The following is a 19,928-nucleotide window of genomic DNA, read 5'->3' on the forward strand; positions in this document are numbered from 1 at the left end:
CCATTTATAAATGCTTTTTTGCTGTCTATGACACCCCTCTTCTAAAAAAATAAAAAGACAACGACCATTTCTAGCCTTTGTCTTTTTGTGATTCATAAGCTATCGCTTATTTTTTCAATTCCCAAATTTCTTTAGCGTATTCTGTAATCGTATCATCTGAAGTGAACTTATGAGATTTAGCAATATTTGCCAAGCTCATGCGTGCCCACTTGTCATGATCACGATAAAGCGCATCGATTTTCTCTTGAGCTTCTACATAAGCGGCGAAGTCTTCCAAGAGGAAGTACTCATCGTTGTGGGTGATGAGGGCTTCATAGATTTCAGTACCTTCAGCTTGAGCATTTGGAATCGTACCGTTAACAAAGGTATCAACGACACGACGAACGACTTGGTTATTCTCATAAACTGCACGAGAGTAGTAATCGTGACGTGCATAGTGTTCATAAACTTCGTCCTTGTCCATACCAAAGATGACAACATTCTCATCGCCTACTTCATCCTTGATTTCAATGTTGGCACCGTCAAGTGTTGCCAAGGTAATAGCACCAGTCATCATGAATTTCATGTTTGATGTACCAGATGCTTCTTTAGAAGCCAATGAGATTTGCTCAGAGACATCAGCTGCTGGAATGATAAGTTCCGCAAGACTGACACGGTAGTTTTCAAGGAAGACAACTTTAAGTTTTCCTTGAAGGCTTTCATCATTGTTAACAAGATTGGCAACTTCGTTGATGAGTTTAATAACTGATTTTGCGAAGTGATAACCAGGGGCAGCTTTGGCACCAAAGATGAATACACGAGGTACCATGTCTTTATCTGGATTATCTTTAAGATCCCAATAAAGCTTGATGATGTGAAGAAGGTTAAGCAATTGACGTTTGTAAGCGTGAAGACGTTTTACTTGAACATCAAAGATAGCATCTGTAGACACTTCTACACCTGTTGTTTCCTTGATATAGTCTGCCAAACGTTGTTTAGCAGTCTTCTTAACTTGATAGAACTGGTTCAAGACTTCCTTGTCATCCAAGTAAGTTGTAAGGTTTTCAAGCTCATGGATATCGTTACGCCAACCGTCACCAATCACGTCATCAATTGCTGCTGAAAGTTCTGGAGCTGCAATTTGTGTCCAACGACGTTGAACGATACCATTTGTCTTGTTATTGAATTTTTCAGGATAAATAGTATAGAAATCGTGAAGGGTATCTTCTTTAAGAAGTTCTGTGTGGAGTTTGGCAACCCCGTTGACTGAGTGACCACCAATAATCGCCAAGTTAGCCATATGCACTTGGTTATCCTTCACGATACGAGTGCGTTCGATAACATCTGCAGCAACACCACGTCCAGCCATTGCAGCTACATAACGGTTATCTATTTCCAAGATGATTTGGTAAACACGTGGAAGAACACGTTTGAAGAGCTGTTGATCCCATTTTTCAAGGGCTTCTTGAAGAATAGTGTGGTTAGTGTAGCTCATGGTCTTAACAGTCGCATTCCAAGCATCTTCCCATGAAAGACCGTATTCATCAAGGAGGAGACGCATGAATTCAGCTGGTGCAACCGCAGGGTGAGTATCATTGATGTGAACAGATACCTTTTCGTGGATATCTTTCAATGGCAAGCCCATCTTGAGGTATGATTTGATAATGGTTTGGAGACCTGCACTTGTCATGAAGTATTCCTGAACCAAACGCAATTCTTTACCTTCAATCGTTGTATCATCTGGATAAAGAATGGCTGTAATATCTTTCACACGACGTCGAGCTTCAAGAGTAGGGTAATCCAATTCGTATTCTTCAGGAATTTCAACATCCCAAAGACGAAGGTTGTTAATCACACCATTTTGATAACCGATTTGTGGCACATCGTAAGGCACAGCACGAAGAACTTGAGCATTCTTATAAGTTGGAACAAAACGACCATCTTCGTCACTTTCAAGGACAACATCACCAAAGAGTTTTACATAGACAATATCATGGTCTTTACGCGTTTCCCAAACATTTCCTGTTGAACCAAACCAACCATCTGGTAGCTCTACTTGGTAACCGTCAACAATACGTTGTTTGAACAGTCCATAACGGTAACGAAGACCATTACCAAAACCTGGATAACCAGTAGTTGCAAGCGAATCCATGAAGGCAGCAGCCAAACGACCAAGACCGCCGTTACCAAGTGCCATATCATGCTCAGCTTCTACTACTTCACGGAAGTCGATGTCAAGTTCTGCGAAACCTTCTTTAACAAGGTCAAGAATACCAAGGTTGAGGAGGTTAGTTTCCAACATACGACCTGGAAGGAATTCGATTGAGAAGTAGAAAGCAATCTTTTCTTGATTGTCTGAAAGCGCATGGTTACGTTCAATCCATGTGTCAGTGTAATACTTACGAATCAAACCAGCCAAGGCTGTGAAAATTTCAGTTGGTGTAGCCTTAGCCACTTTAATCAACTGCTCATGATGGAGCGTGTCTTTAAAATCACGGATAAATTGTTCTTTTGTTAAATTTTCGACTTGCATAGAAATCCTTTCTTATACTTCTATACCTTTGATACACATCTTATAGAGTGAATATTCAGATAAGAGGGAATTGGAAATTTTCCTCAAACTTCCAAACCTTGCCAATCAAGATTCGAAACAGATATTTCAAAATCTTTATTTACAAAACTGTCAAAACAGTCAGGTTTATTATAACATGATTAGAGTTAGTCTTCTATTCAGATTTTTAGATATCTTCTCTTTCATTGCTTTATCAGCAAGATTGAGAGATGCTATCCTGACTTTTGTCAAGATTATATAGAAGCGTTTTCAAACGCTTTACACGAAGATAACTTTTCCCTTGCGAGAAAAGTTATCTTTGCAATTATACTAATTGTTTGTACAAATCAACATATGCCAAACTTGCTGTATCCCATGAGAAGTCACGTGTCATAGCATTGTGCTGGAGTTGTTTCCAAGCATCAGCATTCTTTTCGTAAACATCGAGAGCTTTTTCAAGGGTTTGAACCATCCAGTAACCTGAGAAGTTACCAAATGAGAATCCTGTACCTGAGCCTGTCACAGGGTTGTATGGTTCAACAGTATCACGAAGACCACCAACCTCGCTAACCACTGGCAAGGTACCATAACGCATAGACATCATTTGAGAGAGGCCACATGGTTCAAAGGCTGAAGGCATAAGGAAAATGTCACAACCAGCATAAATTTGTTGAGCCAACTCTAGGTTGAAAGTAATGTTGGCAGACATTTTTTCTGGGTAAGCGTGACCGAACCAAGAGAAAGAATTCTCATAGTCGCTGTAACCAGTACCCAAAAGAACAATCTGAACATCATGTTGCAAGATGTTGTGAAGTTCGTTGACAACCAAATCGAAACCTTTTTGGTCAGTCAAACGTGACACAATACCAATCAATGGAACGTCTTCACGAACTGGGAGACCAACACGTTCTTGAAGAGCTGCCTTGTCTTTGGCTTTACCTGACAAATCATCCACTGAGAAATGATAAGGAATGTGAGCATCTGTTTCTGGATCAAGGAGGTCCGTATCGATACCATTAACAATACCAGACAACTTACCAGATTCCATGCGCATGATTTGATCAAGACCTTTACCAAATTCAGGTGTTTGAATTTCACTAGCGTATGATGGAGAAACTGTTGTTACACGGTCTGCGTAAAGAACAGCTGCTTTCATCCAGTTGAGGCAGTCATTCCAACGGAGAGTACCATCAGCATAACGCTCGTAACCAACACCAAAGATTTCCCAAAGCATACCACTGTCAAATTGACCTTGGAACTCAATATTATGGATAGTGAAGACTGTCTTAATACCTTGGTAAGCTTGAATCCAATGGTATTTTTCCTTAAGAAGGAATGGAATCATGGCTGTGTGGTAGTCATGAACATGGAGAATATCTGGAATAAAGTCCACTTTTTCCATCAACTCAAGGGCAGCCATTTGGAAGAAGCCAAAACGCTCACCATCATCCCACTCACCGTATACCGTACCACGTTTGAAATACTGTTCATTATCAATGAAGAAGAAGGTCACACCATCACGTACAATTTTCTTGATGCCGACATATTGACGACGCCAACCAACATTTGTATAGAAGAAGCCAAGGTCTTCAACCTGATCGCCAAACTTAGCCGATACCACATCATAATATGGGAGAATGACGGCAACTTCGTGACCATTTTTGACTAGAGATTTAGGAAGAGCACCGATAACGTCACCCAAACCACCAGTCTTAGCGAAAGGTGCACCTTCAGCAGCTACAAATAAAATTTTCATCGTACAATATCCTCTGTTACAACGCTACCTTTTTTGATGACAACTGGGTTGTTTTCTGTACCGCGAATAGTAACACCTTCAGCGATTTCAACACCTTTATCCACAATCGCATACTCAACTGTAGCGCCTTTACCAACTGTAACACGTGGGAAGAGAACTGAGTAGCTCACGCTTGAACCCTCTGCCAAATCTACATTACGTGAAACCACTGAGTGTTCCACTTTACCACGTACAATAGAACCTGATGCAAACTGAGACACTTTAACTTCAGAAGAAGCTGCATAGTATGTTGGCTCTTCATTTTTAACTTTTGTATAAACTTTTTGGTTTGGTGCAAAAAGTTTATAGAATTTTTCTGATTCCAACATATCCAAGTTAGCATCAAAGTATGCTTTAACTGAGTGAATATTTGAAAGGTAACCAGTGTATTCGTAGGCAAAACCATTTTCAGAAACTGCCAAATCACGAAGCACATAACGAAGTTTACGTGGTTCTTCTTTAGCTGCTTCTTCTTCCAATTTTTCAATCAAATATGGAGTATCCACAACGAAGATGTCTGTTGACATGTTGTAGGCTTCTTTGTCTCCACCTTGGAAGAGCTCATGGCTAAGCACTTTGTCAGATTCATCAATTTCTAAAACACTGTTTACATCTGAGATTTGTTCTTTAGGAAGTTTTTTGTAGACAACAGTAATTTTTTGTCTTGTTGAATTGTGAAGGTGCAAGACTTGGTTAAGATCAATGTTGACCAAAACATCACTGTTAAGCGCTACCGTTTGGTCTGACCCTGAACGTTTAAGGTAAGTCAAGATTTGACTATAGTATTCTTTATCAACCGTTGAACTTTCAACTGGGGTGTTGTAAATACCAAGGTAGTAGTGGCTGAGGAGTGTTGACAAGCCCCACTCACGACCTGAACGAATGTGGTCGAAGACAGAACTGATGTTTTCGTTTTGGAAGATACCGAAGACGCTACGGATACCAGCGTTAGCCAAGTTAGACAATGGGAAGTCGATGAGGCGATATTTTCCACCAAATGGTAGGCTGGCAATAGGACGGTGTTCAGTCAAACCATCCATGTCATGGAACCCTACGGTATTTCCTAGAATTGCAGAATATTTATCAATCTTCATCTTTTGGTACCCCCACTACTTCATTGTATCCTACGACTTGCACTTCTTCTGTACCGTCAATTTCCACACCATCGGAAACGTGTGCCCCTTCACCGATAATAGCACGTTTAATTTTTGCGCCTTTACCAATAACTGCACCACTCATAATCACTGAATCTTCAACGACTGCCCCCTCACGAATTTGTGTATTTGTTGCAAGCACAGAATGTTTAACAGTTCCATCAACCAAACAACCATCAACAACAAGTGAATCTTCAACATGAGCATGCTCACCCAAGAAGTTTGGTGGAGCAATCATGTTACGTGAATAAATTTTCCATTGACGGTTACGGCTATCCAAAGCATTTTCAGGAGAGATATACTCCATATTTGCTTCCCAAAGGGATTCGATAGTACCTACGTCTTTCCAATAGCCTTCAAATTCATAAGCAAAGACGCTTTCACCTGTTTCAAGATAAGCTGGGATAACGTTCTTACCAAAGTCTGACATATCAACTGCGCTCTTTTCAGCTGAAACTAACATATTGCGAAGACGTTTCCAGTCAAAGATGTAAATACCCATTGATGCTTTCGTAGATTTAGGATTTTCAGGTTTTTCTTCGAACTCAACAATACGGTTATTAGCATCAGTGTTCATGATACCGAAACGGCTAGCTTCTTTAAGTGGCACATCAAGAACGGCGACAGTAAGACTTGCGTTGTTGTCCTTGTGAGATTGGAGCATATCGTCATAGTCCATCTTGTAAATATGGTCACCAGATAAAATCAAAACATATTCAGGATTGATGCTATCGATATAGTCAATGTTTTGATAAATAGCGTGGCTAGTACCTTCAAACCAACGATTACCTTCACTAGCTGAGTAAGGTTGAAGAATTGATACACCAGAGTTAACACCATCCAAGCCCCAACTTGAACCATTACCGATATGATTGTTCAAAGCAAGTGGCTGATACTGTGTAATGACACCTACATTGTTAATTCCTGAATTGGCACAATTTGACAAACCAAAATCAATAATACGATAGCGTCCACCAAATTGAACAGCTGGTTTGGCAATACTTTGGGTCAATTTTCCAAGACGAGTTCCTTGCCCACCAGCAAGGATCAAAGCCAACATTTCATTTTTCATGAATAGTCCCCCTCATGATTTTTAGTTCCATCCTCAAAAGGATGTGAAACAATCAGTCGAAACTGATTATGACAATTAAAGTAAGTTCCTCAGTGTGGCAATAGTTTGGGCATCAAACAGCTTCTTTCAACCGTGATTTCCTTGCTATCACCACTGAAAAACAAATCGTGTACACGTTTAAGTCTACCCTTTATTTCAAGCGACGTTTAACACGCCAGATACTTGCTCCAAGAGCTGGCAATGTGAAGCTAAGGGTATTTTCATAATCCTTCCATTTCGCCTTTTGGGTACGAGTTTCAGGATTTCCTTTTTTCCAGACACCACCGAATTCTTCCATCTCAGTGTTAAGCACTTCTTGATAAATACCAGCGACTGGCAATCCAATAGTGAAGTCTTGACGTTCCACTGGAGCTAGGTTGAAGACACAGACAAGAAAGTCACCCTTATCGCCTTTGTCATCCTTACGAATGAAGGAAAGCACACTTTCAGCACGGTTATCCGCGTCAATGATTTCAATACCATCGTAAGAATCATCAATCTGCCAGAGAGATTTATGGTCCTTGTAGAAACCATTCATATGGCTAGTGAAAGCCTGCATCTTCTGGTTCATCTCATCTTCAAGATTATTCCATTCAAGTTGGTAATCAAATTTCCACTCTAAGAACTGACCAAATTCAGATCCCATGAAGAGCAATTTCTTACCTGGGTGACAGAGTTGATAAGTATAGAGGTTACGTAGGCCAGCAAACTGATTGTAGCGATCCCCCCACATCTTATGCATCATACTCTTCTTACCATGAACTACTTCATCATGTGAGAATGGCAGAACATAGTTTTCATTGAAGCAATACATGAAACTAAAGGTCATCAGATTGAAATCATACTGACGGTAAACTGGATCTTCTTCGTAGAATTTGAGGATATCGTTCATCCAACCCATATTCCATTTGAAGTCGAAACCTAGTCCACCCTCTTCAATCGGTTGTGTAATTGGTGTTGCTGCAGTTGATTCTTCCGCAACCATCATGACATCTGGATAGCGTTTTTTAATCTCACGATTGAGTTTTTGAAGGAAGCCATAGCCTTCCAAGTTACGGTTACCACCGTCCTTGTTTGGCATCCATGGACCCTCATCATAGTCCAAATAGAGCATGTTTGAAACTGCATCCACTCGGATACCATCGATATGATAATTTTCAATCCAGTAAAGAGCACTTGAAATAAGGAAAGACTGTACTTGATTTTTTCCTAAGTCAAAGTTCAACGCTCCCCAACGATAGTTATGAGCTCGATCGTGATCCTGATATTCGAAAGTTGGTGTACCATCAAAGTAGGCTAAAGCATCGTCATTCTGTGTATAGTGACCTGGGACCCAGTCTACCAAGACACCGATATTATTCTGGTGACATGCTTCAACAAAATCTTGAAAATCTTCTGGTGTACCATAGGTATGCTCAAAAGCAAAGTAACCCATGAGCTGGTAACCCCAACTCATCCCAAGAGGGTGAGCCATGAGTGGCATGAATTCCACGTGGGTATAGTTCATCTCAACCAAATATGGAATCAACTCTTCTTTCAATTCTTTGAAAGTATAAGGTTGACCATCCTCTTTTAGTTTCCAAGATGATGCATGAGCTTCATAGATATTAACCGGACGTTTTTGGAAACCAAAGCGTTTACGACGACCCATCCAAAGGCCATCCTTCCACTTCTTAGTTTTCTTCTTACGAATCACAGCTCCTGTTCCTGGACGTGGTTCCAAGTAAGTAGCGAAAGGATCCATCTTTTCGACGACTTGACCTCCCTTACGTTTCACCAAGAACTTATAGAGTTGTCCTTCTTGAGGGAGGGCTGAACTTACCTCCCAAACACCGATATGGTTTTTGGTCATATCCAGAGGTTCATCAAACCAACCTGTGAAATCTCCAATTACCTGAATCTGCTCAGCATGAGGGGCCCACACACGGAAGACAAATCCTTCTTCTCCCTCCAATTCATGCACACCCAGATAATTCTGAAGGTGGAAGTTCTCACCTGTTCCAAACGTGTACATGGCTTCATCGAGATTCATACCATCACTCCTTTCTAAAACTAGCCTTGATAGATCTAACTATCAAGAAATTAAAACATTGAAATATATGTAAATACACTAGAAAACCCTTCAGATTGATAGGGCTCACAAGCGAATAAAACTGCTTGTGTAAGCGTTTCCTGTATTATAACATTTTTTGACTGCCTTGTCAGTAAATCTCCAAATCTTTTTTCATATTATTGAACACAAAAGTCTTACGTAATTTTCCAGAAATGTGCAATTCAACAATACCTGAATCGTACTCCGCTTTTGCGACATAGAGATTATCGTAAATATCTGCATATGAACGATATGACAATTCTGGTACGGTTTGCTTACGCTCAATTAATTTGGCAACTTTAGCAACCAAGTCTTTCTTAAGGGTCACTTGATTCCAATCCACCTGATTAACGGCATCAGGAGCATTGTAGCTATTCATGGCACGCTTAACATCCGATTCCGTGTAGTTTCCGTCTTCACCTGTTGCAACCATCTTACTACGCTGGAATTCTTGTCCCAACTGCATGAAACACATCCCTTGCATACTTAGATTAAGAGCATTTGCCAAGTAGATACGTTTTTCAATATCTTCTGGCGAATCATGTGGATGCAAATGATGCATAAGATCATTCAAATTGTAATTGTCATGAGCTTCAATATAGTTGAGAACCTGACCCGGCATGAGGTAGTTTACAAAACCACGGCTACCAAGCAGACTCTTGGCGATCTGGTCTTCCAATGGGGCTCCAGACACATAACCGTTACTGATGTGTCCATAGACTTCTGCCCCTTTAACGGCGTCACGCGCATTGTCATTGAAAAATCCGATTCTAGGCATCAAGGCTGCATTATCCTTCTTGCCCTTTTGATCCACAGGAAGACCAATTCCCATATCCCATCCTTCACCATATAGAAGAATCCTAGGATCAATATCATCCATGGCCGAACGAATGGCATTCATAGTAGCAACATCATGCAAACCCATAAGGTCAAAACGGAAACCATCCACTCCAAATTCTTCTGCCCAATAGGTCAAAGAATCAATCATATACTTACGGTACATTTCCTTTTCACTGGCTGTTTCATTTCCACATCCTGACCCGTCTTGGAAAGACCCATTGTCATGCATACGGTAGTAATAGGCCGGCACAGACAGTTGGAAGGGAGAGCTGTAAGAAGAGTAAGTATGGTTATAAACCACATCCATGATGACCCCAATGCCTGCCTCATGGTAGGCCTGAATCATCTTCTTAAGCTCTAAAATTGGTGCCACGGGATTCTTTTGATCAGCAGCAAATTGACGATCTGGGACATTATAATTCTCAGGATCATACCCCCAGTTATAGAGAAGCTTCCCATCTTTATCGTAGGTTTTATGGTGATCAAAGACCGGTTGCAACTGGACATAATTGTAACCCATGCGTTTGAGGTAATCAAAACCAGTCACATCTCCTTGGGCATTTTTAGTCCCTTTCTGACAGGCACCCAGGTATGTCCCTCTATAGGACTTCTTAACACCAGACGTCTCTGAGATTGAGAAATCACGGAGGTGCATTTCACAGATAACGGATGAGCAAGCATTTTCATTACGCCAGCTCGCTTTTTGCTTCGTAACCTTTTCATACCCTCTTGGTACAAGTCGCTTAGGATCGACCACTAAACTTTTTTTATTATCTAAGCTAAGGGCGATGCTATAAGGGTCTCTCGTATCCTGATAGAAGCTTTCCTCATGATAAACACGAAACTGGTAGGCTACCCCATCCAAATCCTTTTTGACAGTGGTACTCCAAACACCGTGAGTATTCATCTCATGACGATCCTTATTGACACTGGTTCCTCGGCTCATCTTAATGACCTTAGGATTTTTACTGCCCTTTTTAAAAAGTAAGAGCTGCACACGACGAGCTAGTGGTGACCAAAGGCGAAACTCTGTAGCCCCTTTTTCATACTTATGCCCTAACCAACCTTGAAAACCCCACTTTTGATCAAATTCCTGTCTACGAAGAGCCATATCAAAGGCATGCTGGTCGCGACCTTCAAAACTATGGCTAGTCAAGGCTGCCTGTTTAGAATAATAAACCGTTGGATCACCTTCAACTATCCAAATAGCATTGGGAGCATCCCCTAGGAAGCGTCGGACACGATAATCATGTGTTTGCCTCGACCAGTCTTCCGTTTTGACCAAAAGATTGACAGAATCAATAAAACGATTGGAGGGAGAAGTAACCTGACCAACAAGGCCAAAATCATCCTCACGTGAAAAATGGGCCTCTTCGCCCCAATAACCATCTAGCCACTTCCACATACTATATCGGGAATAGTCGCCATGCATACTATGAAAATGAACGGTTAATAAATTGTCCATTTTTTAACTCCTTAGTTTTTATTACTCACTTTTTCTCCTATTATAGCAGAAAAAGTTCGTTTTGTAAGCGTTCTTATGGAATATTTTGCAATTTTTTGGTCTATTTTGAACATAAAAAAGAATGAGAAAACAAATAGCAAAATACTCATTTTTCTCATTTCTTTTGTCTGTTCTAATTCCTTTCAAAACCAGTCTTATGACTCTTTTCAGTTCATTATTCTTGAGTCATCAAAACCTTACGGGGTTTGGTGCCTTCAGCCGGTCCGATAACACCGGCTTCTTCCAATTCTTCCATTAAACGAGTGGCACGGTTGAAACCAACTGACAGACGTCGCTGAATCATGGAAGCACTGGCTTTTTGTGTTTCAAGGACCAAAGCCTTAGCTTCTTCAAAGAGAGGGTCTCCTTCTGAGCTACCACCATTGGCAGACGAACCTCCACCAAAATCATTCTCAGAAACTTCACCAGGGTCAAAGCTCTCATCGTAGTCAGCAGAAGCCTGATCCTTGATAAAGGTCACAATACGTTCCACGTCATCATCAGAAATAAAGGAACCTTGTAGACGAACAGGGTGGTTCTCATCAATCGGTTTGAAAAGCATATCCCCACGTCCGAGTAGCTTTTCTGCCCCATTTTCATCTAAAATGGTACGACTATCTGTTCCCGAAGACACCGCAAAGGCCACACGAGAAGGCACATTGGCCTTAATTAAACCAGAGATAACATCAACCGACGGACGTTGAGTGGCGAGAATCATGTGAATTCCCGCAGCACGCGCTTTTTGTCCCAGACGAATGATGGCATCTTCCACTTCCTTACTGGCTACCATCATCAAGTCAGCCAGCTCATCAACGATAACCACAATTAAAGGCAGGGGAATCTGTTTTTCTTGGGATTGGGCATTCCAATCTTCAACCTTGGCATTGTAGCCAGCAATGTTACGTACGCCAAACTTACTAAAGAGTTCGTAACGATTTTCCATCTCATCTACCACTTTTTGAAGAGCCTTGGCAGCCTTACGTGGGTTAGTTACCACAGGGATAAGGAGATGAGGAATATCATTGTAAACAGAGAGCTCAACCATCTTAGGATCGACCATGAGGAACTTAACCTGGTCAGGACGAGCCTTCATAAGAATACTAGAGATAATTCCGTTAACCGCAACCGATTTACCAGAACCTGTTGACCCAGCCACCAACAAGTGAGGCATCCGTCCCAAATCAAAGCTACGAGCCGAGCCATCAACTGCCTTACCGAGAGGAACTTCCAAGAGCTTATTAGGATCCGTCTTGGACTGTTCCCAAAGTTCACGGAAAGAAACCGTCGCAATCTCAGAGTTAGGCACTTCGATCCCAACCAAAGATTTTCCAGGAATAGGGGCCTCAATACGGACATCTTTCGCAGCTAGAGCCAGAGCCAAGTCATCCGCTAGATTTGAAATGCGGTTAACACGAACCCCGACAGCAGGCTTGACCTCGTACTTGGTCACTGACGGTCCAATTTCGGCTCGCTCAACCTTGACGTCAATATTGAAACTCTTGAAAGTATCCTCTAAGATTCGAATATTCTTACGAACGATGTTTTTCTCTTTAGATTGACTCTTAGGCTTATCAGGTGCAAAGAGGTCTATCTGAGGTAATTTATACTGTAAGAGCTCCTTCGGTGTGAAATCAACCTCGACAGGTGCATCATCTCCCTCAACAACCATAGATGGCGGAAACTCCTCGGTTGGCACATCCTCTGGATAAGGTGCATAATCTTCTTGGAAATCCTCATAATCCTCTGGAGGGAGATTATCATAGTAGTCCTCAGAGGCATAATCACTGATTTCAGGTTCAGGTGCAAAAATCTCAGTTTCTTGTGGTAACTCCTCTGCGGCATCATCTAAGATTTCTCCCGTCTCCTCGTCAACAGTTAAATCAGCCAGACGCTCAGCTTCGGCACGTTCTTCCGCCTCACGTTCTTTCTGAGCCTGACGTTCTGCCTTCTTTTCCTGACGTTGAGCCGTCCGTTCCAAACGCTTCTCAGCCCCTTTCTGCCAAGCTTCCTTAGTATACTCCATGATATCCAAGACATCCCAAGGGCTAAGAATGAAAGCACCCAAGAGAATGATCAATACGCCAATCATGAAGCTACCGATATTTGAAAAGAGGAAGGAAATCGGTTGGTATAGGAGAGCCCCTAACATACCACCACCCGCAAAACGAGCTACTTGCACACTGACCAGTTCCCCAAAAAGCAAGTCCTTGGTACCAGGGAAAATATCCAAACCACTCATGCGTTCTAGACTAAAGAGATAGGCGTGAAACTCCAACAAGAGACCCGCGAAGATCATCCAAAATCCTGTTACGTAGTTACTATGTTTACGTAACCATTTAAAGCCAAAGAGATAAACATAGATAGCAAAAATTAAAGGATAAGCCATACTCCCCACAAATACTCGAAAGAGATTATAGAGGGTAACCCCAAAGAAACCCAATCGAAAGACTGGGAAAATTAAAACAAAGGCAAAAAAGAAGGTCCATAGCATTCGCTTAATCGCCTTCTGTCTGTCTAATTCTGCTTTTGTAAGCCGCTTCTTACTGTTCTTAGAAGCAGTCCCTTTTTTCGTTTTTTTCGTTGTAGCCATAGGTGTATTATACCACGTTTTTAGACATGAAAAAAGAGAGACAGGTCTCTCCTTAGTTTGAAGACAAAGTATTCTTTTGAGACTTTCCTTCTTTTGACATTATTCTTCAATTAATGATGTTGAGTGAACCGGACGATTCTTACCATCCGGATCAATATATTGGATAGCTTGGTTGATAGCGATAGGAGCTTCACCCATTCCCACAGCAATCAAATCAATCTTACCCTCATATTCTGCCGCATCACCAATAGCATAAACACCTTCTTGTGAGGTTTCAAACTGCGCATTAACAGTAACGCTAGAGCGTTTGTAATCAACATTCCAGTTACGAAGGTTTTTATTGTTGGTTGAGAAGCCAAAGCTAACAATAAGGGCATCAAGTGGTAATTCCACAAACTCATCTGACTTAACTTTTTGAACGGTCAAACTTTGGGCAAGACCATTTTCACCCTTAATTTCAAGTGGCACATAAGGCGTCATCACATTAACTGACGATTGATGAAGAAGCTCTACACTATGCTCATGGGCACGAAAGGCATCACGACGGTGAATCAAAGTCACGCTCTCAGCAATCCCATCCAAGTGATTAGCCCAGTCAACAGCTGAATCTCCACCACCAGCAATCACAACCTTCTTGCCGGCAAATTGGTCAAGACTATGCACATTATAGAACAAGTTATTGTCCGCATAATCTTCTTCATTGTCCACACCCAAAGGACGGGGAGCGAAGGCACCATTCCCACAAGCAATGACGATAGCCTTAGACAAGTGTTGGCCCTTACTAGTAGCAATTGTGAAGATGCCTTCTTTCTTTTCAAAGGTTTGCACTTCTTCTTTCAAATGAATGCTGACACGATCTTCAAAACGCTTAAGTTGAGTCAAGAGATTTTCTGTCAATTCCGCACCTGTCGTTTGCGGAAAGGCTGGAATATCGTAGATCTTCTTCTCTGGATAGAGAACGGCAGGTTGTCCACCAAGCTCTGACAGACTCTCAATAATATTAACAGTCATACCACGTAGACCGGCGTAAAAGGCAGCCCAAAGTCCTACTGGCCCACCACCGATAATGGTAATATCGTAAATCTTTTCTTCTGACATTTTATTTCCCTTCTGCTTTTATATCTTCTAAAATCTGACGTTCTTCATCCGTAAAGTCATAGTTTTCCAAGAGGTCTGGTCGACGCTCCCAGGTCTTACGCAAACTCTGTTCCATACGCCAACGTCGAATATTGACGTGGTGCCCTGACAAGAGAACATCTGGCACCTTCATGCCACGAAACTCAGCTGGGCGCGTGTACTGTGGAAATTCCAAAAGCCCTGATGAGAAACTATCATCCTTATGACTAGCTTCCTTACCTAAAACTTCAGGAATCAAGCGGACAGTCGCATCTACAATAGTCATTGCAGCCAACTCTCCCCCAGTTAAGACAAAATCTCCCAAGGAAATCTCATCCGTCACTAAGGTTTTGATGCGCTCATCATAGCCCTCATAGTGACCACAGATAAAGACCAATTCCTCTTCTTGCGCCAATTCTTCTGCATAGGCCTGATCAAAGGTACGACCCGCAGGATCTAAGAGAATAACGCGAGGTTTTGTGACGTCTAACTTGTCAAAGGTATCAAAAATTGGCTGGGCACGTAGCAACATACCTTGACCGCCACCGTAAGGTTCATCATCTACGTGACGAGCCTTCTCAGCATTTTCACGAAAATTGTGATAGTTGATTTCTAGAAGGCCCTTATCCTTTGCCTTACCAACAATGGAATGCTCTAAGGGAGCAAACATATCTGGAAATAGGGTCAAGATATCAATCTTCATCGTCTAATCCTTCCATGAGCTCAACCTCAATACGACCAGCTGCAACATCAACATCGAGAACTACAGGTGGGATGTATGGCAAGAGCAAATCTTTCTTACCTTTACGTTTTACTACCCAAACATCATTAGCACCCGGTTGGAGAATCTCTTTGACCTGACCAATCAAAGTATCACCTTCGTAAACATCAAGGCCAATGATTTCATGGTAGTAAAATTCCCCATCATCAAGGTCTGTTAGGTTTTCCTCAGCAATCTTGAGGTTACAACCCTTATACTTCTCCACATCATTGATATGGTAAAGCCCCTTAAACTTAACGATATCAAAGTTTTTATGTTTACGGTGACTCGCAATCTCAACATCCATGATGTAATTGTCTTTGTCATCAAAAAGGGCTAAGACACTCTTCTTCTTAAAACGCTCATCCGCAAAATCTGTTACAGACAAAACACGAAGTTCCCCCTGCAAGCCCTGTGTATTCACAATCTTTCCAACGTTATAGTATGTCATTGAATTTCCTTATTATATGTTTTCTTATTCAAATGAAACCACGACTCGACCAACTGCTTGGCATCGTCTGATAACCATCACAAAACAAACATTTTACATCAGGTCAAGGTCTTGTCATTTATGATTTTAAAGTGGTATAAAATGTCTGGCCTAGGCCAGTCAACCCCTCTATTTTATCAAAAAGGACACAAAAAAACCAGCTTTCTCTAGCTGGCACTTATAGTCCGTACGGGATTCGAACCCGTGTTACCGCCGTGAAAAGGCGGTGTCTTAACCCCTTGACCAACGGACCATAATCTGTGTCTCTACCCTCAAGTAGAACTGGGGTAGCTGGATTCGAACCAACGCATGAGGGAGTCAAAGTCCCTTGCCTTACCGCTTGGCTATACCCCAAAAGACTCTTATTATTCTACAGAAAAACTAGTTGGCTGTCAACACTTTTTTTAACTTTTTTCAAAAAAAGCAACCGGAAATACCGATTGCTAGGAGTTAGGAGATTTCATCATCTAAGCGAACTTAGATAGATGATATGAGGTCGCTTCAACCTCATATGAAAAAAGAAAAGTTTTAGGATGACTTCATTATATGTTTTACTAGAAATAAAGTCAAAAGATTTGACTTGCAAAATCCGAGTAAGGGGTAAGAATTATGATAACTCTCCCTAGCCTCTAAATAACAAGGTTAGTTGATAACTTTATTCATCATCCTGTGAAACCAAATGATGTCTAAAGGCATAAACGACAGCCTGAGTACGGTCATCAACATTAAGTTTTCCTAGGATATTAGACACGTGAGTTTTAACGGTTTTCAATGAAATGAATAGCTCGTTAGCAATGGTCTGATTGTCATACCCCTTAGCCAAAAGTGCCAGGATATCACGTTCACGTGCCGTCAAGTCGTCGTGTAGGTCCGGGTGGCTATCGTGGTATTTAATCTTATTGTCCACCTCTGTTTCGATAGCTTCTTCACCACGGTAAACCTTACGGATACTATTGAGAATTTCTGCCGCACTGCTAGTTTTAAGCATATAACCTTTAGCACCAGCTTCAATGACTGGATAAATTTTTTCATTGTCCAAATAGCTAGTCAAAACCAAGATCTTGGCCTCTGGCCATTCTTTGAGCAATTCCAAAGTCGCTTGAACACCATCTAATTCAGGCATGACAAGGTCCATTACGACGACATCTGGACGAAGTTCCAGGGCAAGGTCAACACCTTCTCGGCCATTGCTCGCTTCTCCAACCACTTCGACATCTCCTTGGAGATTCAGGAAACTCTTAAGGCCTAAACGGACCATCTCATGGTCATCGACCAAAATCACATTTATCTTATTCGACATTGTCTTCTCCTCTTAATATCGGCACACGAACATCAATAGATGTTCCTTTACCTGTAGCAGATAGGAACTGCACAGTTCCCGCCATTTCATCGACACGCTCCTGGATATTTTTCAGTCCATAACTCATCTCGTCAGTCGACGCATTTAAATCATAACCAACACCATTATCCAACATTTTCAATTGAATTTCCTGACTATTTTGATAGAGATAAACCTCTATCTGGCTAGCCTTGGCGTGTTTAAGAGTATTAGAGATAAACTCTTGGGCAATCCTAAAGAGATTATTTTCAATACGCTTAGGCACTTTCTTAACCATATCCTTGTAGACGACATGGATATTGGATTTATCGGTTAATTCCTTAAGAATCATCTGCAAGCCTTCTTGCAAGGTCTTGTTCTCAAGCTCTGTCGGACGAAGATGCAAAAGCAAGACACGCATATCGTTTTGAGCGTCCGTCAGCATGGCCTCAACCGCCTGAATTTGATTATGCAAATCTTCTTTACTTAGCTGGTCCGCCATCTGAGAAACACCAGATAGGATCATACTAGCCGCAAAAAGCTCCTGACTAACGGTATCGTGAAGGTCACGAGCAATACGTCCTCGCTCCTTCTTAATAATATCACGGCTTTGAAGAGCTTGGGCATTCTCAGTTTTCTGCAAGTCCTTAGTCAATTTACGCATCTTATGAGATAAACGCATCATATTCTTGTCTAACTCAATATCTCCCTGACGTTTGACTGGTTGATTATTGATAATGCGGCGCAAATCCTGATTGACTGATCGCATACTGTTATCATTGGCAATGGCCCAAAGAATATAAAGCAAAATGAGCAAACTCAGAACTACAAAAAACATGTTAAAAAGGAAATGGAAGACCTGAGACAGATTACCAAAAACCAATGAAAAGTTAAGGTTAAAGCTATCCATAACCACTAGGGTGACGCCAACCAGAACGACAACTGAATAAATCAGAATCAAAAATAGGTACTGTTTCTTCATTTGCGACGTACCTCCACTGGTCCAGCTCCCACATTGAGAATCAATTTCACTGTTCGATGAGCATGTTCATACTCCGTCCCCTGCAAGGTCAATCTTTCGTAACGGAGGTCGTACTCATCTTCATTGAAGAAGGTGACAGAGCTATAAATCGCTGATATATTGAGCTTGACGGAAACATCGATTGGTACCAAGATAGTCGTCGGACCATAAAGTTTCTGCAAAATCACAACATTATCTCGCCCCGAGACGATAACCTGGGTCAAATCAATCACATCTGTCCCAAAGAAACGAATGATATTGATATCATCAAAGTCATAGCGATCACTGACAGGTTCCATCCGAGTTCCAATCCACTGATTTCGCACAGCCTGAGGATCCAAGTCGTCTTCCTTGAATTGAATGAGAGCGTAGCGATTCTTTTTCTTGACCTGTGAAAAATGGTTAATCATGACATAGGCCACACCCACTAAAATCGCAAGCACCACATAGATATTCCACATGGAAACCAGAAAAAGTGAGATCAAACAGATGGTCAAGACAAAGTCACTTTTGGATTCTTTATTAAAAAAGCGAACCGCTAACAAGGTTAAAACCAATATGAAAATAAAACTAGTAATATCATTATTAAAAATGGTAATCAGGCCCAGAGTCAAAAGCAGGGCTTCCACCACTAAGAAAAAATTAAATTTGGTCATAAGGACCTCTCAAATAAAAGTATACAGGCTTCATTCTATCAAATTTTAAGGTAATTGACAAAAAGACCCAGTTTGAGCACTGAGTAACCAAGATAGAAAAGGGGCAGAAGAAAGCAAAAAAGTGCCTCCATTACAGGAAACACAGTCTTTCATTCAAAAATCTTAATCGTCAGTATCGTCCATTTTGCTTCTTATCATTAGCACTGTACTTCTGATTTCCTCCAGTATGACACGCTGCTCTGCTAATTCTTTCTTAAGCTCGGCTAATTTTCGTTCAGTCTGACGACCTGACCGCACAAAAATATTATTAAGAGAGCTAGTTAACAACCCTAGAGTGGCAATCCCACTAAACATGAGAATAACAGCGACTGCCTTACCTACAAGCGTTTTAGGGACGATATCTCCATAACCAACCGTAGTCACCGTTGCTACAGACCACCAAATAGCATCTATAAAATTATGGTGTTCTACTCGGGCAATAACAGCACTACTGATAAGAATGATAATACTATTAACCGAAAGTAGAAAATAAAAGCCATTTCTGCGATTGATACGATTGGAAATATGCTTGAGCTTGCTACTCAAACCAATTAAACGTGAGAGTTTAGCCAACCTGGCAAAGCGTCCCACTCTTGAAAAACGGAGGAAGGTAAAGACTTCATTATAGGGAATAATAGCCAACAAGTCCAACACATGTGCTTTAACAAAGATTCGCTTACGAGGTGCTAAGGAGAAACGAATCGCATAATCAATGGCAAATATGAGCGTTATAGACTGATCTATCACTCTAAAAGGTCGCCTTCCAATTGAAATTAAGCCAACTAAATCAAAGATAACCAAGCCAATGGAAATCAGGGCTAGGACCGTCATGACAATATCGTAGGTAATGATATACCTTCTCAGTTTTCTACGGTTTCTCATAGCGTCTCTCCTATTATGTGATGTCTTCAT

At 41.3% G+C, this 19,928-nt stretch carries 14 protein-coding genes and 2 tRNA genes; all 16 read right to left on the bottom strand.

What is annotated here, in order from left to right; all coding sequences use genetic code 11:
- Positions 1-106: 106 nt before the first annotated feature.
- Positions 107-2,512, bottom strand: a complete 2,406-nt coding sequence (locus H7U04_RS06420; protein ID WP_060972859.1) for a glycogen/starch/alpha-glucan phosphorylase — start codon at positions 2,510-2,512, stop codon at positions 107-109.
- Between the two features lie 343 nt (positions 2,513-2,855).
- Complete coding sequence (glgA, locus tag H7U04_RS06425; RefSeq protein WP_201059434.1) at positions 2,856-4,286, bottom strand: glycogen synthase GlgA; 1,431 nt, start codon at positions 4,284-4,286, stop codon at positions 2,856-2,858.
- On the bottom strand, positions 4,283-5,419 hold the full coding sequence (glgD, locus tag H7U04_RS06430) for a glucose-1-phosphate adenylyltransferase subunit GlgD (protein WP_060972857.1): 1,137 nt from the start codon (positions 5,417-5,419) through the stop codon (positions 4,283-4,285). The genes glgA and glgD overlap by 4 nt, the downstream gene beginning before the upstream one ends.
- Positions 5,409-6,551 carry a glucose-1-phosphate adenylyltransferase gene (locus tag H7U04_RS06435; protein ID WP_060972856.1) on the bottom strand — a complete coding sequence of 381 codons (1,143 nt, stop codon included), beginning with the start codon at positions 6,549-6,551 and terminating at the stop codon, positions 5,409-5,411. The genes glgD and H7U04_RS06435 overlap by 11 nt, the downstream gene beginning before the upstream one ends.
- 190 nt (positions 6,552-6,741) lie before the next feature.
- Complete coding sequence (gene glgB, locus H7U04_RS06440) at positions 6,742-8,622, bottom strand: 1,4-alpha-glucan branching protein GlgB (protein ID WP_049545333.1); 1,881 nt, start codon at positions 8,620-8,622, stop codon at positions 6,742-6,744.
- A gap of 169 nt (positions 8,623-8,791) precedes the next feature.
- A complete protein-coding gene (gene pulA / locus H7U04_RS06445) occupies positions 8,792-10,987 on the bottom strand; it encodes a type I pullulanase (protein WP_110981102.1) in 2,196 nt (731 codons plus the stop codon).
- Positions 10,988-11,201: 214 nt separating this feature from the next.
- Positions 11,202-13,616, bottom strand: coding sequence for a DNA translocase FtsK (locus H7U04_RS06450; RefSeq protein WP_064524101.1), 2,415 nt, complete (start codon positions 13,614-13,616; stop codon positions 11,202-11,204).
- A gap of 99 nt (positions 13,617-13,715) precedes the next feature.
- Positions 13,716-14,714 carry an NAD(P)/FAD-dependent oxidoreductase gene (locus H7U04_RS06455; protein WP_064524103.1) on the bottom strand — a complete coding sequence of 333 codons (999 nt, stop codon included), beginning with the start codon at positions 14,712-14,714 and terminating at the stop codon, positions 13,716-13,718.
- 1 nt (position 14,715) lies between these two features.
- Positions 14,716-15,435 carry a tRNA (guanosine(37)-N1)-methyltransferase TrmD gene (gene trmD, locus H7U04_RS06460; RefSeq protein WP_064524105.1) on the bottom strand — a complete coding sequence of 240 codons (720 nt, stop codon included), beginning with the start codon at positions 15,433-15,435 and terminating at the stop codon, positions 14,716-14,718.
- On the bottom strand, positions 15,425-15,943 hold the full coding sequence (gene rimM / locus H7U04_RS06465; RefSeq protein ID WP_060972851.1) for a ribosome maturation factor RimM: 519 nt from the start codon (positions 15,941-15,943) through the stop codon (positions 15,425-15,427). Before rimM ends, trmD begins: the two co-directional genes overlap by 11 nt.
- A 220-nt stretch (positions 15,944-16,163) precedes the next feature.
- Positions 16,164-16,235 (bottom strand) — tRNA-Glu (locus tag H7U04_RS06470).
- 29 nt (positions 16,236-16,264) lie between these two features.
- A tRNA-Gln gene (locus tag H7U04_RS06475) sits at positions 16,265-16,336 on the bottom strand.
- Between the two features lie 301 nt (positions 16,337-16,637).
- Positions 16,638-17,282: a response regulator transcription factor gene (locus H7U04_RS06480; protein WP_002891417.1), complete on the bottom strand. Its 645-nt coding sequence runs from the start codon at positions 17,280-17,282 to the stop codon at positions 16,638-16,640.
- The gene (locus tag H7U04_RS06485) at positions 17,272-18,282 is read right to left on the bottom strand and encodes a sensor histidine kinase (RefSeq protein ID WP_002891418.1); all 1,011 of its coding nucleotides are present in this window, start codon (positions 18,280-18,282) and stop codon (positions 17,272-17,274) included. Before H7U04_RS06485 ends, H7U04_RS06480 begins: the two co-directional genes overlap by 11 nt.
- Positions 18,279-18,977 (bottom strand): cell wall-active antibiotics response protein LiaF, encoded by a 699-nt coding sequence (gene liaF, locus H7U04_RS06490; protein WP_073685667.1) that lies wholly within the window; start codon positions 18,975-18,977, stop codon positions 18,279-18,281. The genes H7U04_RS06485 and liaF overlap by 4 nt, the downstream gene beginning before the upstream one ends.
- A 162-nt stretch (positions 18,978-19,139) precedes the next feature.
- Positions 19,140-19,898 (bottom strand): potassium channel family protein, encoded by a 759-nt coding sequence (locus tag H7U04_RS06495; protein ID WP_198463717.1) that lies wholly within the window; start codon positions 19,896-19,898, stop codon positions 19,140-19,142.
- Positions 19,899-19,928 lie beyond the last annotated feature (30 nt).

It is taken from the genome of Streptococcus sp. 22.1 (assembly GCF_016648645.1).
GTDB lineage: Bacteria > Bacillota > Bacilli > Lactobacillales > Streptococcaceae > Streptococcus.

Bases quoted from the DNA above. Each gene is read 5' to 3' on its own strand.
- liaF (WP_073685667.1), bottom strand. From the start codon at position 18,977: ATGACCAAATTTAATTTTTTCTTAGTGGTGGAAGCCCTGCTTTTGACT.
- H7U04_RS06485 (WP_002891418.1), bottom strand. From the start codon at position 18,282: ATGAAGAAACAGTACCTATTTTTGATTCTGATTTATTCAGTTGTCGTT.
- H7U04_RS06420 (WP_060972859.1), bottom strand. From the start codon at position 2,512: ATGCAAGTCGAAAATTTAACAAAAGAACAATTTATCCGTGATTTTAAA.
- trmD (WP_064524105.1), bottom strand. From the start codon at position 15,435: ATGAAGATTGATATCTTGACCCTATTTCCAGATATGTTTGCTCCCTTA.
- glgD (WP_060972857.1), bottom strand. From the start codon at position 5,419: ATGAAGATTGATAAATATTCTGCAATTCTAGGAAATACCGTAGGGTTC.
- H7U04_RS06435 (WP_060972856.1), bottom strand. From the start codon at position 6,551: ATGAAAAATGAAATGTTGGCTTTGATCCTTGCTGGTGGGCAAGGAACT.
- glgB (WP_049545333.1), bottom strand. From the start codon at position 8,622: ATGAATCTCGATGAAGCCATGTACACGTTTGGAACAGGTGAGAACTTC.
- H7U04_RS06480 (WP_002891417.1), bottom strand. From the start codon at position 17,282: ATGTCGAATAAGATAAATGTGATTTTGGTCGATGACCATGAGATGGTC.
- H7U04_RS06455 (WP_064524103.1), bottom strand. From the start codon at position 14,714: ATGTCAGAAGAAAAGATTTACGATATTACCATTATCGGTGGTGGGCCA.
- glgA (WP_201059434.1), bottom strand. From the start codon at position 4,286: ATGAAAATTTTATTTGTAGCTGCTGAAGGTGCACCTTTCGCTAAGACT.
- pulA (WP_110981102.1), bottom strand. From the start codon at position 10,987: ATGGACAATTTATTAACCGTTCATTTTCATAGTATGCATGGCGACTAT.
- H7U04_RS06450 (WP_064524101.1), bottom strand. From the start codon at position 13,616: ATGGCTACAACGAAAAAAACGAAAAAAGGGACTGCTTCTAAGAACAGT.
- H7U04_RS06495 (WP_198463717.1), bottom strand. From the start codon at position 19,898: ATGAGAAACCGTAGAAAACTGAGAAGGTATATCATTACCTACGATATT.
- rimM (WP_060972851.1), bottom strand. From the start codon at position 15,943: ATGACATACTATAACGTTGGAAAGATTGTGAATACACAGGGCTTGCAG.